This is a genomic window from Phytobacter ursingii, from assembly GCF_001022135.1.
GTDB classification, from domain to species: domain Bacteria; phylum Pseudomonadota; class Gammaproteobacteria; order Enterobacterales; family Enterobacteriaceae; genus Phytobacter; species Phytobacter ursingii.
The window spans coordinates 4,641,688-4,656,703 of the sequence record NZ_CP011602.1 but is presented as its reverse complement, the minus strand read 5'-3'; the positions used below and the strand labels follow the sequence as shown (position 1 = coordinate 4,656,703).

Here is a 15,016-nt window from a genome sequence, read left to right as displayed (position 1 = left end):
ACTTGCAGTATATCCTTTTCTTTTTTTCATGGAAACCGATTTTCCATTTGGACTCACTTGCTATCAGAATCCATCCAAATTCCGTGACCTGAATCCAGAAAAAAGCGCTTACATCACCGAGAGTTTGATACTCATCACACTTCTTTTGCGCTGTGATGGAAACCGGTTTCCGTATGATATCCAATCATCCCCGCAATAACTTTTTACATTCGAGGATGGTCAAGATGTTCAGGATTATGTTGTGTTGCTCCGCCGGTATGTCCACCAGCCTGCTGGTCAGGAAAATGGTTGAGGAGGCAGAGCAGCGGAATTTGCCGGTCGAGATCGATGCGTACGGTGTGGCTGAATTTGATGTGCAGTTCCCGCGATACCAGGTCGTGCTTCTCGGACCACAAGTAAAATATATGTTAAACACGCTGTCAGAAAAGGCCGCCGCCGTCGGCATCCCCGTACAGCCCATCAATCCGATGGACTACGGGATGCAGCGTGGCGATAAAGTACTGGACTATGCACTGTCGCTGATTGAAGCGGCGCACTAAAAGGTGAACCCATGAGTTCGTTATATCAGTCTATGATTGGCGTCATTGAGCAGTCCATTACCCCGCTGGCGGGCAAACTCGGACAGCAGAAATACGTTATCGCTATCCGCGATGGCTTTACCGCCGCGCTGCCGTTCATGATCATCGGCTCGTTTATGCTGGTGTTTATTTTCCCGCCGTTCTCACCCGAAACGACCAACGGCTTTGCCCGCGCCTGGCTGGATTTTTCTACCGAATACCGCGCGCAGCTGATGTTGCCTTTCAACCTGAGCATGGGGGTCATGACCTTCTTCATCTCTGTCGGTATCGGCGCGAGCCTGGGCCGCCAGTTCAATCTTGACCCGGTGATGACCGGCCTGCTGGCGTTTATGGCCTTCCTGCTGGTTGCCGCGCCTTATCATGAAGGGCAGATTTCCACCCAGTACCTCTCCGGCCAGGGGATCTTTACCGCGCTGCTGACAGCGATATACTCCGCGCGCGTTTATGCCTGGCTCAAGCAGCACAACATCACCATTCGCCTGCCGAAAGAGGTGCCGACCGGTGTTGCCCGCTCGTTTGAAATCCTGATCCCGGTTCTGGTGATTATCGGTACGCTGCACCCGCTGAACCTGTTTATCGAAGCGCAAACCGGCATGATCCTGCCGCAGGCGATTATGCACCTGCTGGAACCGCTGGTCTCCGCATCGGATTCGCTGCCTGCGATCCTGCTTTCTGTACTGCTGTGCCAAATCTTCTGGTTTGCCGGTATCCACGGCTCGCTGATTGTCACCGGTATCATGAACCCGTTCTGGATGGCCAACCTCTCCGCCAACCAGGCTGCACTGGCCGCAGGCGCTGCATTGCCGCACGTTTATCTGCAAGGTTTCTGGGACCACTACCTCCTTATTGGCGGCGTAGGTTCAACCTTACCGCTGGCCTTCTTGCTGCTGCGTAGCCGCGTTACGCATTTGCGGACTATCGGCAAAATGGGCGTGGTGCCAAGCTTCTTCAACATCAATGAACCGATTCTGTTCGGTGCGCCGATCATCATGAACCCGATGCTGTTTATCCCGTTCGTCTGTGTGCCGTTGGTGAACGCCGTTCTGGCGTATGCCGCGACCCGCATGGGCTTACTGGCGCAAGTTGTGTCACTGACACCGTGGACAACGCCGGCACCGATTGGCGCATCCTGGGCGGCAAACTGGGCATTCAGCCCGGTGGTGATGTGCGTCATTTGTATGGTGATGTCCGCACTGATGTACCTGCCGTTCCTGCGTGCTTACGAGCGTTCATTGATGAAAACCGAAGAGCAAAAAGCGCAGAACAGCGCACCGATGGCGGAAACCGTCGGCAGTAACTGAACAAGGAGAGAAAAATGAAATACGCATTTCCCGAAAACTTCTGGTGGGGTAGCGCCAGTTCCGCGCAACAAACCGAAGGGGAAAGCTTAAAGGGCGGGAAGAGCGCCACAACATGGGATGCCTGGTACGCCAGTCAACCCTGGCGCTTTCACCAGCAGGTGGGCCCCCAGGATACGTCCACCTTTTACCAGCACTGGCGCGAAGATATCGCCCTGTTAAAAGCGCTGAACCATAACAGTTTTCGCACCTCAATAAGCTGGAGCCGCCTGATTCCTGATGGCATCGGCGAGGTGAACAGAGAGGCTGTTGCGTTTTACAGCACCATGCTCAGTGAGCTGGCAGAACAGGGTATCGAACCGTTTATCACCCTGTTCCACTTCGACATGCCGATGGTGATGCAGGAGAAAGGCGGCTGGGAAAATCGCGAAGTGGTTGAGGCATTCTCCCGCTACGCGCAGATCTGTTTCGACCTGTTTGGTCATCAGGTGAAGCACTGGTTTACTTTCAACGAACCGATTGTGCCGGTAGAAGGGGGCTATCTGTATGACTTCCATTACCCAAACGTGGTGGATTTCAAACGGGCAGCCACAGTGGCATACAACACGGTACTGGCCCATGCCAGCGCAGTGCGGGCATTTCGCGCCGGACATCACTCCGGTGAGATCGGTATAGTGCTCAACCTGACGCCGTCGTATCCGCGTTCGCAGCATCCGGCAGATCTGAAAGCCGCGCATCATGCTGATCTGCTGTTTAACCGCAGCTTCCTTGATCCGGTACTGCGGGGCGAGTATCCGGCAGACCTGGTAGCATTACTGAAAGAGTATGATCAGCTTCCCGCTTGCCATCTGGGCGATAAAGAGCTGATTGCCGCCGGGAAAGTCGACTTACTGGGTATTAACTATTACCAGCCGCGACGAGTGAAATGCCGGGACAGCGCCGTTAACCCTGAGTCGCCGTTTATGCCGGAATGGCTGTTTGATTATTACGAGATGCCAGGGCGAAAAATGAACCCCTGGCGCGGCTGGGAAATTTATGAGCCGGGTATTTACGATATTTTGGTTAATCTTCGTGATAATTACGGCAACCCACGCTGCTTTATTTCTGAAAATGGTATGGGTGTCGAAAATGAACAGCGTTTTATTGAAAACGGGCAAATAAACGATCAGTACCGCATTACCTTTATTACCGACCATCTTAAATGGCTACATAAAGGAATTAGCGAAGGCTGTAATTGCCTTGGCTACCATATGTGGACCTTTATTGATAATTGGTCATGGTGTAACGCGTATAAAAACCGCTACGGTTTTGTTCAGCTAGATTTAGAAACCCAGAAACGTACCGTTAAGAAAAGCGGAGAATGGTTTGCCGCCACCGCGAAGAATAATGGTTTTGATTAAGAGTAAATAAATATGGTCGCATTAGAAGAAGCGGTAATGGAGATTATCGTTAACGCGGGGCAGTCGCGCAGCCTGTGCTTTGAAGCACTGCGTGCCGCCAGAGCGGGCAATTTTGAGGAAGCCCAAAACCTGCTGCGTGAAGCCGATGGCTATTCGCGCCAGGCCCATCAAATGCAAACCAAATTAATTGAACAGGACGCCGGCGAAGCCCGGCAACCCATGACGTTAATTATGGTGCATGCCCAGGATCATTTAATGACGTCGTTACTGGCGCGTGAATTATCAGAGGAGATCATTCAGCTTTATCAGCGTTAAAAACTTATTGATTACGGAAAATATAACTCTGTACCTGAATTATAAAATATAAATCAACTTGTTTTGATACTGGCATGTTGTTCTGTCAAATCAGGACGGGATGGTTATTGTTTAAAAACAACCAACTACACCCTAAATATTTTTAGCTTCACGAAGGCGACAAACAAATGAATCCCGATGCGCTTACTTATATAAGTGATTCGGGTGAATGAGTACTGCCAACGAACATGCAGCCAGAAATATCAAGGGTATAAATTGAGATAATTATGAAATTAAACAATAAACTTCCAGTGGCACTGGCAGTTGCGGCTGCGCTTTGCTCTGGTTCGGTGATAGCTCAAGAATTTACCCAAGAACAAATTGACGCCATCGTGGCAAAAGCGGTGGATAAAGCATTAGCTGAGCGGCAGGCAAAAATGGATGCCGCTATTGATAAAAAAGCGGATGTCATTACCGAGCCGCAAAGTACCGCGCAAACGCCTGATTTAGCCATTCCTTATGGCGTGAAATTTAGCGGTTACGCCCGTTATGGCGCCCACTATCAGAGCGGCGATCAGAAATACGTTGGCGTAGACGGTTCGTATAACGGCTCGTCTGCGATTGGCCGTCTGGGTAACGAAGGCAACGGCGGCGAGTTCCAGCTTTCCAAAGCGTTTAAGAGTTCGCACGGGGCTATCTGGGACGTCAACGTGATGTTCGATCACTGGGGCGACGAAGTTAACCTGAAAAAAGCCTACGCGGGGGTGACCAACCTGCTGGAATCCAACCCGAACGCCTACTTCTGGGCGGGTCGTGACTTCCACCAGCGTCCGCAACAGGGCATCAACGACTACTTCTGGATGAACCACGATGGCCAGGGCGCCGGGGTGAAAAACTTCGACATCGGCGGCGTACAGTTTGACGTGGCCACTGTGGCTGCTGTGCAGTCCTGTAACCCGGAAGTGGAAGACAATGGCGATAACCCGTCACGCATTACTTGTACCGGTGGCTCCGGCACCGGCGACAAAGGCAACTACGCCGTCACCTCAAAAGTCCACGGCATGAAAGTCGGCCCGCTGGATCTGGAAATTTACGCTAACTACGGTTTTGACTCGAAAGCCGTTGAAAGCGACGCCCGCCTGAAAGCCTGGCAGGGCGGCGTGGTGTTAAGCCATACCAACGACAGCGGCGTGAACAAGGTTATCGCCCGTTACTCCGATAACGCAGATAACAGCGTTTACAACAAAACGGATGATCTGAAAACTATCTATGCCAGCTTCGAAGGGCTGCACAAGTTTAGTCGCCAGATGCAGGTGGAATATCTGCTCGCCTTCCACGATTACGACAACAGCGCTGACAAGTCTGACAACCGTAAGAACTACAACGCCATTGTGCGTCCGATGTACTGGTGGAACGACGTGCATTCAACCTGGCTGGAACTGGGCTGGCAGAAAGTGGCCTACGACAAAGGCGGCGATAACAACGGCTGGAAAGCGACCCTGTCGCAGAACATCTCCATTGATATGGGGCCAGAGTTCCGTCCGATGCTGCGCTTCTACGTAACCGGTGGCGAAGTTGACAACAAGCGCACCGCACGTGTTAACGGCACGGATGACACCACGCTGGACTCTTTCAACGTCGGGGCGATGTGGGAAGCCTGGTTCTAATGTAAATCCGCGGGCGGCAGGGATGCTGCCTCCGGTTATCTATCACGCCTGTGCTATGATGCAAAACTCATCAATAAGAAAGCAGCATGGCAGGTCTGGATAGAAAATGGGTTCCACAAAAAAAGGGATGCTTTACGTACTGATTGCCGCCATTTTATGGGGCAGTTCCGGGGTTTGCGCCCAGTACATCATGGAGAAAAGCCACATCGCGGCCCCCTGGTTGACGATGGTTCGCCTGCTGTCCGGCGGCGCAGTGTTATTGATTCTGTCGTTTTTTCATGGCGATAAAATTTTCACGATCGTCAAAAACCGCAAAGACACGCTGAGTTTGCTGTTCTTTTCGCTGTTTGGCGCGCTTATCGTGCAACTCACCTTCCTGGTAACCATCGAGAAATCGAATGCCGCCACCGCCACGGTGCTACAATTTCTCTCGCCGACGATCATCGTGACGTGGTTTGCCCTGGCGCGAAAAGCAAAACCGACGCTCGCTGTCACCGCGGCGATTGCAACATCGCTGATTGGCACCCTGTTGCTGGTGACACACGGAAATATGACGTCGCTGTCGATTTCCAGCGAAGCGCTGGTATGGGGCATCGCTTCCGCGTTTTCTGCCGCGCTCTATTCAACCTACCCGTCGAAACTTATCGCCCGCTACGGCACGCTATCGATTGTCGGCTGGAGCATGTTTCTCGCCGGATTAATGCTGACGCCATTCTATGGCAATAAAGGGGGCGATTTCGTTATCGACGGCAATCTGGTGATGGCGTTTATGTATCTGGTGATGGTGGGCACCGCGCTGACCTTTAGCCTGTACCTGAAAGGCGCGCAGATGATTGGCGGCTCACGCGCCAGCATTCTGAGCTGTGCCGAACCCCTGAGCAGTGCGCTGCTGTCGGTGGCCCTGCTCGGTATCGCCTTTACCCTGCCGGACTGGCTGGGCACACTGATGATTGTGTCGTCGGTGCTGCTGATTTCGCTGGATTCACGTAAACGCGTCCAGGCTGCCGCCTGACTGTTTTCCCCGGTGGCGCTACGCTTACCGGGGCTACAAACCCAATGATTACCGGCCACCCCATCCGGGACATTCCCCGGTCGCGCTGCACTTACCGGGGCTACAAACCCAATGATTACCGACCACCCCATCCGGGACATTCCCCGGTGGCGCTGCGCTTACCGGGGCTACGGGGCGTAGCCCGGATAAGGCGTTTACGCCGCATCCGGGGCATTCCCGGATAAGGACGAGGGGAAAATCACTTCACCTTCACTTTTCCTGCCACCAGCAGCGCGGTAAGCAACATCAGCGACCCTGACAACACCAGCGGCGAAAGCAGGCCCAGATTATCCAGCGCGTAGCCGCCAATCGCCGCACCGCAGGTATTCGCCAGTTGAATAACCGCCACCTGAATCGACCCCGCTTTTTCCGCCTGATCGGCAAGAGAGCGGGTGATCCACGTCGACCAGCCCACCGGCACCAGTGCAAATGATAATCCCCAGACGATGGCAATCCCCGCCGCCACCGCTTTATTGCTGCCCCACAAAATCAGTATCAGCGCGCTCAGCGCAATGATCAGCGGCGCACAGGCCAGCGCCAGTTTTACGGAGCGTTTTAAGATATGTGATGAAAGCGAGGTGCCAACAAAACTGGCAATACCAAAACTCAATAACACCAGTGTCAGGCCATCAACATCAAAGCCCGCGAGGGTCATAAAGATCGGACGAATGTAGGTAAAAAAGGAGAACTGACCGGCAAAGGCCATAAAAATCGCCAGCATCCCGGCCAGTACGCCCGGGCGCTTCAACAGACCAAACATATTCTGATGATGTTCTGTTTGCCCCGGCATCGACGGCAACGCCATCCACACCCAGCCAATACAGACGAACCCCATCAGCGCGGCGCCGTTAAACACATGCCGCCAGCCAATGATCCCACCGAGAAAACTGCCCAAAGGCGCAGCAATCACCAGAGCAATCGAGACCGCGCCGAAAATAACCGACAGTGCCTTTGGAATGGTGCGGGCCGGTACCAGTCGCATCGTCAGGGAGGCAGACATCGCCCAAAAACCGCCCAACGCCAGCCCCAGACAAGCCCGTCCAAGCAACAGCAAGGTAAAACTATTGGCAAATGAGACCAGCAGACAGGAGAGCGTCAGCAACACGGAAAAGGCAATAACCACCAGACGGCGATCCGTTTTGCCGATGATATGGGTGATAAACAGGCTGGCGAACATGGCGACAAAAGCCGTTACTGTCACCGACTGGCCAGCGACGCCTTCCGACACGCCCAAATCCTGCGCCATTGGCGTCAACAGACTCACCGGCAGAAACTCCACGGTGATCAGGCACGCCACACAAAACGCGACGGCAAATACCGCCGACCAGTTGGGGCGACTCACACCGCCTGTTGCAGGCTGCGTCCGCTGCACTTCCATCATTTTTACACCCGGCTTCATATTTTATTGTGAAAGCCGTGTAGTGTAACAAACAACGGTGTGATTCATTTAACACTTACGCAACTATTTACACCGTCGGATATTCAGGATCAGTGTAACCAGTGCACCCCTTCCTCAGGGATAAACAAGGTGTTGTAGCGCATCTGGAAGGCATTAAGCTCAGCAACGTCTGGCTCAAGTTCGCGTAAAAAGCCCAGCGCGAGACGGACTTGCGCATCGGTGATCGGCGCGGCCAGCCGGGCTTTTTGCAGGATACGATGCCAGGACTGCAAATGCTGCTCGCTACTGTCGACAATAAAGACCTGCCAGATAAACAGCATCTGGGCAGCATTTTGCAGATGAGCTTCATCCGGGCGAGCCAGATACTGGATAAACTCTCCCCCTGCTTTTTTCCCCATCTGGTCAATCATGGTTTCCACCGGTACCGGCGTTATTGCCAGCCGCTCACTCAACCGACGTATCGCGCGACGTGAATCAGACGTTAATACCCTGAAACCAATAATAAAGACCACAACCAGTGTCGTCAGTGTTAACCAAATCATGAAAGCTCCCGCCACATCTCAGGAGGCACATCATAAAGTCAAAATGCACAAAATGGACAGTCGAAGAGCGAGCTTACTGATTTTCCGTGGCGCAGAGGATCACGCAGATGGCTGATTATATTGATGAGAACGGACAAAAAAGCCCGGCGAACCGGGCTCAGATAAGGCGATCAGACAATACCTGTGGTTACACTAAACTGGCGGGTTTGCTGCGGTGCAAGGCTTAACAAGCTGCCGCTGCGCTTCGCAGCCAGAAATCCCTCGGGCCGACAGGTTGCCGGAAGGGCAAACGCCGCAACCTGCTGGTCACCGTTATAGAGGATCCAGCGCGTAACGTAATTAAACTGCTCACTGGAAAAGCGCGTCACAAAGGTAGTGCCATCCGGTGCATGCATACAAAACTCGGGCTTATCAGTGTGTCGATCAAGCCTGTCGGCAAAGAAGACGATTTCCGGGTCGTAGAATTCCGGCTCCGTCAGCGCATTCACCGTCGCTTCGCCCTGTTGTACGCGGCGGTTGAATGCCAGCCACTGTTCTGTCGGTTTCACATGCGCCGGAATGGATTCACGCAGCATGAGCGCTTCATCCGGGATATTCTGGCTGAATGTCGCCTGCGGCACGTAGGCGTAATTCATATGGCACATGTACTGCAGCGGCATCGGCACCGACGCCAGATTGGTGACCGCCATCGTGATATCAAACAGCGCACTCGCCTTGTGTAGCGTAACCGACGGTTGCGCCAGGTAGTGATCGCCAAAACCCATCACGTACTCATAGCGTCCGGCCAGACGTAGCGAGTCGCCGTCGAGCTCCAGCCACGCCTCATCCATGGTGGCACAGGCCATTTCGCCGTGCAGCGCGTGGCTATCTTCCGCCGACGGACAGCCGTTCGCCAGCAGCCCGGAGTGAAAAGCAAAACAGCCGTATGTTTCAACAATCACATTTGCCGGTTTGGGCTGGCTGAACATGTTGCGCATCGTCAGGTCGCGCCCGTCGAAATTCGCATCCCAGATCATCTGCCCAAGCCAGGGCAGAACGACCAGATGTCCACGGGCATTTTCCAGCCGCACGGCCTCCACGCCGCTCGGGTAGCGAAACGCCGTGACGGTAAAATCGTCATTTGCCAGTAAGGTGCGTGGCTGCAGGCTAAACAGCTCGCGCCACAGGGTTAATCGTGTTGCCATCGTCCTTCTCCTCAGGAAGCGGTCGCTTCGGTCAGTTCGCGACGCACTCGACTTTCGCGCCAGAAATAGACGCCAACGTAAACAAAGCACAGCATGGAAACGAGGAACGACAGTTGCAGCGAGTGGAACATATCCGCCACATAGCCCTGGATAGCCGGGACCACCGCCGCGCCAACAATCGCCATTACAATGACCGCGCCTGCCATTTCCGTATGTTCGTTATCCACAGTATCAAGAGTGCCCGCATAGATGGTCGCCCAGCACGGCCCAAACAGAATACTGACCGCTACTGCCACGTACACGGCGCTAAAGCTCGGGGCCAGCGCCACATATGCCAGGAACAGCGCGCCAATCACGGAGTAGAGAATCAACACCCTGGCCGGGTTAAACCGCGTCATCAGGATATTGGCGACAAACTTGCCAATAAAGAAACAGGCAAAGCTGTAGACCATAAAGTTTGACGCATCGCGTTCGTTGATATCACCCAGTTCCAGCGCCAGACGAATGGTGAAAGACCACACCGCTACCTGCATACCGACATACAAGAATTGCGCGACGATACCACGGCGAAAACGGGCATTCTGTGCCAGATAACGCAGTGTCTCCATGGCGGTCGGACGTTTATGGGTTTCCGTTTGCGCCACTTTGCATTTGGGGAAGCGGGTGAACATAAACAGCGCCATGACAACCACCAGCACCATAATCATGTACTTATACGGCTCAAGGGTGTTTTCGAGCATCAGCACTTTAAAGTTGTGGATCTGCTCAGGCGTCATCCCCGTCATCTGTTTTTGCAGACTCTCGCCTTCGGAGAAGACCAGATACTTACCGAGCAAAATGCCTGCCGCCGCGCCAATCGGGTAGAAGGTCTGGCTGATATTCAGGCGCAGAGTCGCATGTGATTTTGGCCCCAGCATCGAGCTGTACGTATTGGCTGCGGTTTCAAGAAAACTCAGCCCAATCGCAATCGCAAAGATTGCCGCCAGGAACATGGTATAGGTCGCCATATGCGAAGCCGGGAAGAACAGTGAACAACCGACGATATAAAGCGTCAGCCCAATTAATATGGCAATTTTATAACTGCTCTTTTTAATAACCAGAGAGGCCGGAATGGCAATTAAGAAATAACCGCCATAAAATGCGCTCTGCACTAATGCAGAGGCAAAGTTACTCAATGAGAATACGCTTTTAAATTGCGTAATGAGAATATCATTTAACGCAGCGGCGCATCCCCACAACGGGAATAAACAGGATAACAAGATAAACTGGAACAAAGGGGTTTTATTCAGATACCCATCGGGCATCTGAACGATATTTTTTTCGTTCATAGTGCTACCTTTCAATGTGCAGGGTTTATCACTGCTTTATTCCTGAGAGCAGGCAGTGATATGCCTGCTACGAAATAAACTCAGCGGTTATTATTCATGTAAAGCCAGGTACTCATTAAATTGTTCAATGCTGGGGTAAGACGATTGTGTGCCTTTGCCGGTCACGCTAAAGGCAGCGAACAGCGCGGCTTTTTTCATCGCCGCTTCGACATCGCCGCCCTGGACATAGTAGTGGGCGAAACAGCCGATAAAGGCATCGCCTGCACCGCTGGTATCAATGGCGTTGACCTTGTGCGCCGGAACATGAACTTCGCGTTCGCGGGTCATCCATAATGCGCCCTTTTCACCCATGGTCACGATAATATTGTTCAGTCCGTTATCAATCAGGCTTCGTGCCGCCGTACGAATATTATCGTAGGTATCCACCGGCATACCGGTCAGAATTTCAAGTTCGGTCTCATTTGGAATAAAGAAATCGCATTTACAGGCATAGGTCATATCCAGCTCACGCAGTGCCGGTGCCGGGTTTAATAACACTTTGATGCCGTGTTTTTTACCAAATTCAATGGCGTGATAGACCGTCTCTAATTGCACTTCCAGTTGCAGGACAATTAATTGACACTTTTTCAAATCTTCCGCGGCGCGATCAATATCTTCCGGTGAGAGAAATTTATTAGCACCTTTAATAATTAGAATACTGTTGCTGGAGTTGGGGTTCACAAAAATCGGCGCAACGCCGCTACTGGTACAGGGAACTTTCTCGACATAGGTGGTGTTAATGCCCCAGGACTCCAGGTTACGAATGGTGTTGTCCGCAAAGATATCGTCACCCACCTTGGTCAACATCATCACTTTCGAATTCATTTTAGCGGCGGCCACCGCCTGATTGGCCCCTTTACCACCGCAGCCGATTTTAAAGGCAGGGGCTTCCAGGGTTTCTCCCTCTTTCGGCATCTGGTTGGTATAGGTGATGAGATCCACCATGTTGGAGCCGATGACTGCGATATCCATTTTACTACCTCTCAGAAACAATCACTTAACAATGATATTATAGTAACATTATCATGTTACTTCCGTATCATTTGTGACCATGATCGCGATTAGCGCATCATAACTCTTCGCCGTTATCCTCCCCAAATCCCCGACACCCGGTGCGCCGTCACTTTTATTTAGCGGCTAACAGGATTATAGTGTTGATATCATTACGTGTTCCTGCGCGATGGAAAATGTTACTTTTGAAACACACAAGTCCGAATCAGTGCGGAGAAAAGAGTGGAAACAAAGCAAAAAGAGCGCATCCGGCGTCTGGTTGAATTACTCAAGAAGACCGATCGAATCCACTTAAAAGACGCCGCGCGCATGCTGGAAGTGTCGGTGATGACCATTCGCAGAGACTTTAGCCAGGATGACGAACCGCTGCCGCTGGCGCTGCTGGGCGGCTATATCGTAATGGTGAACAAACCCACTGCCCCCGCCGCGGCTCCCCAGCCCACTGTTCGGACGCATCATCGCGATGATTTGCCTATTGCTATCCTCGCTGCAGGGTTGGTCAGCGAAAACGACCTGGTTTTTTTCGACAACGGGCCGGAAATGCCGCTGGTTATCAGCATGATCCCGGACGACATCACGTTTACTGGCATCTGTTACTCCCACCAGGTGTTTGTCGCGCTCACCGCCAAACCTAACGCAACGGCCATGTTATGCGGCGGTACCTGGCGCGCCAAAAGCGATGCCTTTTACGATCCGAACAACCCGTCGCTTTTAGATTCATTAAACCCACGCAAAGTGTTTATTTCCGCCAGCGGCGTGCATGAACACCACGGTGTGACCTGGTTTAACCTGGATGATTTACCGATGAAGCGAAAGGCGATGGCACACGGCATGCGTAAAATCCTGCTGGCACGCTACGCCTTATTTGATGAAGTGGCCCCCGCGAGTATTGCGCCCCTTTCCGGGTTCGACGTGCTTATCAGCGATCGTCCGCTTCCGGCAGAGTACCCGGCGCACTGCCGCAACGGGTTTGTGAAAGTGATTACGCCGGACTCAGAAAACGAACAAGCCCGCTAAGCGGGCCTGTTTTCACCTTACTCGAAGAAGACCGCCAGTTTGTTGAACATCCCCGGCGACGACTGATTGCGTACGACCTGCACCACGTCTTCCAGCTTTTCAATCTGGCTTATCATCTGCTCCAGGCGCTGATCGTCATTGACCAGTAGCCAGATGCGGCTGTGCTCGCTGTCTTTAATGGGCAAGCAGAGAATGCCTTCCACGTTAAATGCGCGACGGGCAAACAGGCCACAGACGTGTGTCATCACCCCCGGATGGTTACGTACGGTAAGTTCAAGAATGACGTTATCAGAAACTGTCTGTTGCATGGCTTATTCCCCCACCATTTCAGTATTTGCCGCACCCGGCGGCACCATCGGATACACTTTTTCTTCGGCGTCGATACGCACATGGATGAGCGCCGGACCCGGACGAGCGATGATCGCCTGCAGCGCGGCATGCGGGTCAGCCTCGTTGTTAAGATCACAGGTTTGCAGGCCAAAACCGGCGGCAATCTGCATAAAGTTAATCATCCCCGGATAGGTCGCTGCGAATACGCCCTGCTTGTAAAACAGGCTCTGCTGCTGATGCACCAGGCCTAACGCTTCGTTGTTCATCAGGATGATTTTCACATCCAGATTATTTTCTGCGGCGGTGGCCATCTCCTGAATGTTCATCATCAGGCTACCGTCGCCGGAAAAGCAGATAACTTTGCGTTGCGGGTTCGCCAGTGCGGCGCCGACTGCCGCTGGCAGCCCGAAACCCATGGTACCCAGCCCGCCGGAGGTCAGCCACTGACGCGGACGATTGAGCGGATAGGCCTGCGCGGTCCACATCTGGTGCTGTCCCACATCGGTGGAGATAATCGCCTCATCATCAACGCAGGCGGCAACGGCATTAATCAGCCCGTAATGGGTGAGCGGGTCGCCACCCTGCGGAATGGCAGACGGGAATTCCTGCTGCAGTTGCGCCACCAGACCACGCCACGCCTCACGCGGCTGCGCATCAATTTGCGGCAGCAACTGCGCCAGCACTTCACCCACATCGCCCTGAATGGCAACGTGCGGCTGCTTGATTTTACCCAGCTCCGCCTTATCAATATCAACATGGATGATTTTCGCGTTCGGGCAGAACTGCTCGGTTTTCCCAATCGCCCGGTCATCAAAACGCGCACCAAGAACCACTAATAAATCAGACTCTTGCAGAATAAAGTTGGTGCTGCGAGCGCCGTGCATGCCCAGCATCCCCAGTGACAGTGGATGTGCTTTTGGCAACATTCCCAGCGCCATTAAGGTCATGGTGGTCGGCAGATTCGCTTTTTCCGCCAGTGCGCGCACCTGTTCCGGCGCGTTAATCACCCCGCCGCCCAGATACAGCACCGGACGCTGTGCGGCATTAATCATCGCCGCCGCTTCCTGCACACTTTTCGCATCAAACGCCGGGGCAGGCGCTCTGCCGCCGGGCTCAGGCAGCTCACTCAGTTCGATGGTCGCGGTCTGGACATCTTTAGGAATATCTATCCACACCGGGCCTGGACGGCCGGATTGCGCAATACGAAACGCGTCGCTTATCACCTGCGGAAGTTCGGCGATATTACGGACCAGGTAATTGTGCTTAGTGATGGGGATAGAGATGCCGTAAGTGTCGACTTCCTGGAACGCATCGGTGCCGATCATGGAGGCAGGCACCTGTCCGGTGATACACACCAGCGGGATGGAATCGAGGCGTGCATCGGCGATAGCGGTCACCAGATTGGTGGCGCCCGGTCCGCTACAGGCCATACAGACAGCCGGTTTACCTTCGGTACGCGCCATGCCCTGGGCGATAAACCCGGCGCCCTGCTCGTGGCGTGCCAGTACGTGGCGAATTTGCGTGCTCTGACTTAAAGCGTCATACAGCGGGAGAACGGTCCCGCCAGGAATACCCGCTACCGTGGTAATGCCCTGACGTTCCAGTAAATGAACGATCAACTGTGCGCCGGTAAAGCGTGTCGTTTGTGTTGTGCCCGAACTTGCCATGCTCCAGTCCTTTTCTTCTGGGCCGACTTTCCGGGAGGGTCAGAACGAAAAACCCCGCCGGTTTGCGCCGGCGGGGTTTTGGAATCGTGTGTTGTTCCAGTCCCTACGGCGCATTGCCGACGACCACCACCACACGCACGACGACCACCGCGGCGTTATGCGCGGTTTTTAGTAGGTTCATCGTCATAGTGGAAGCGTTCATTGGGGACTC

15 protein-coding genes are annotated in these 15,016 nt (G+C 53.4%); 7 read left to right on the top strand and 8 right to left on the bottom strand.

The features are described 5' to 3' along the window. The first annotated feature begins 224 nt into the window (after positions 1-224). The 6 genes from AB182_RS25480 (at position 225) to AB182_RS25455 (ending at position 6,249) form a co-directional block, all read left to right on the top strand. Positions 225-539 (top strand): PTS sugar transporter subunit IIB, encoded by a 315-nt coding sequence (locus tag AB182_RS25480; protein WP_047372504.1) that lies wholly within the window; start codon positions 225-227, stop codon positions 537-539. A gap of 11 nt (positions 540-550) precedes the next feature. Further along, positions 551-1,879 carry a PTS sugar transporter subunit IIC gene (locus AB182_RS25475; RefSeq protein WP_047372503.1) on the top strand — a complete coding sequence of 443 codons (1,329 nt, stop codon included), beginning with the start codon at positions 551-553 and terminating at the stop codon, positions 1,877-1,879. A 14-nt stretch (positions 1,880-1,893) separates the two neighbouring features. After that, positions 1,894-3,276 (top strand): glycoside hydrolase family 1 protein, encoded by a 1,383-nt coding sequence (locus AB182_RS25470; protein ID WP_047372502.1) that lies wholly within the window; start codon positions 1,894-1,896, stop codon positions 3,274-3,276. Positions 3,277-3,288: 12 nt separating this feature from the next. Next, positions 3,289-3,591, top strand: coding sequence for a PTS lactose/cellobiose transporter subunit IIA (locus tag AB182_RS25465; protein ID WP_047372501.1), 303 nt, complete (start codon positions 3,289-3,291; stop codon positions 3,589-3,591). A gap of 266 nt (positions 3,592-3,857) precedes the next feature. Continuing rightward, the gene (locus tag AB182_RS25460) at positions 3,858-5,237 is read left to right on the top strand and encodes a carbohydrate porin (protein ID WP_047372500.1); all 1,380 of its coding nucleotides are present in this window, start codon (positions 3,858-3,860) and stop codon (positions 5,235-5,237) included. A 106-nt stretch (positions 5,238-5,343) separates the two neighbouring features. Continuing rightward, complete coding sequence (locus tag AB182_RS25455; protein WP_047372499.1) at positions 5,344-6,249, top strand: EamA family transporter; 906 nt, start codon at positions 5,344-5,346, stop codon at positions 6,247-6,249. A 238-nt stretch (positions 6,250-6,487) separates the two neighbouring features. On the opposite strand, the gene nepI is transcribed toward AB182_RS25455, so the two are convergent. The 5 genes from nepI to rbsK form a co-directional block, all read right to left on the bottom strand. After that, complete coding sequence (gene nepI / locus AB182_RS25450) at positions 6,488-7,669, bottom strand: purine ribonucleoside efflux pump NepI (RefSeq protein WP_047372498.1); 1,182 nt, start codon at positions 7,667-7,669, stop codon at positions 6,488-6,490. 107 nt (positions 7,670-7,776) lie between these two features. Then, entirely contained in the window at positions 7,777-8,229 is a 453-nt protein-coding gene (locus AB182_RS25445) for a DUF1198 domain-containing protein (RefSeq protein WP_047372497.1), read from the bottom strand. 170 nt (positions 8,230-8,399) lie between these two features. Then, the gene (locus AB182_RS25440; protein WP_047372496.1) at positions 8,400-9,413 is read right to left on the bottom strand and encodes an aldose 1-epimerase family protein; all 1,014 of its coding nucleotides are present in this window, start codon (positions 9,411-9,413) and stop codon (positions 8,400-8,402) included. Between the two features lie 11 nt (positions 9,414-9,424). Beyond that, positions 9,425-10,741 carry an L-fucose:H+ symporter permease gene (fucP, locus tag AB182_RS25435; RefSeq protein WP_047372495.1) on the bottom strand — a complete coding sequence of 439 codons (1,317 nt, stop codon included), beginning with the start codon at positions 10,739-10,741 and terminating at the stop codon, positions 9,425-9,427. Between the two features lie 90 nt (positions 10,742-10,831). Further along, entirely contained in the window at positions 10,832-11,752 is a 921-nt protein-coding gene (gene rbsK, locus AB182_RS25430; protein ID WP_039080054.1) for a ribokinase, read from the bottom strand. Positions 11,753-12,013: 261 nt separating this feature from the next. Here rbsK and AB182_RS25425 point away from each other — a divergent pair, with 261 nt between their 5' ends. Continuing rightward, positions 12,014-12,808 carry a DeoR family transcriptional regulator gene (locus AB182_RS25425; RefSeq protein ID WP_047372494.1) on the top strand — a complete coding sequence of 265 codons (795 nt, stop codon included), beginning with the start codon at positions 12,014-12,016 and terminating at the stop codon, positions 12,806-12,808. A 17-nt stretch (positions 12,809-12,825) separates the two neighbouring features. Here AB182_RS25425 and ilvN read toward each other — a convergent pair whose 3' ends face one another. The 3 genes from ilvN to ivbL form a co-directional block, all read right to left on the bottom strand. Next, positions 12,826-13,116, bottom strand: coding sequence for an acetolactate synthase small subunit (ilvN, locus tag AB182_RS25420; RefSeq protein ID WP_047372493.1), 291 nt, complete (start codon positions 13,114-13,116; stop codon positions 12,826-12,828). Positions 13,117-13,119: 3 nt separating this feature from the next. Continuing rightward, a complete protein-coding gene (gene ilvB, locus AB182_RS25415; protein ID WP_047372492.1) occupies positions 13,120-14,805 on the bottom strand; it encodes an acetolactate synthase large subunit in 1,686 nt (561 codons plus the stop codon). A gap of 103 nt (positions 14,806-14,908) precedes the next feature. Next, the gene (gene ivbL, locus AB182_RS32190) at positions 14,909-15,007 is read right to left on the bottom strand and encodes an ilvB operon leader peptide IvbL (RefSeq protein WP_103281084.1); all 99 of its coding nucleotides are present in this window, start codon (positions 15,005-15,007) and stop codon (positions 14,909-14,911) included. Positions 15,008-15,016: the final 9 nt, after the last annotated feature.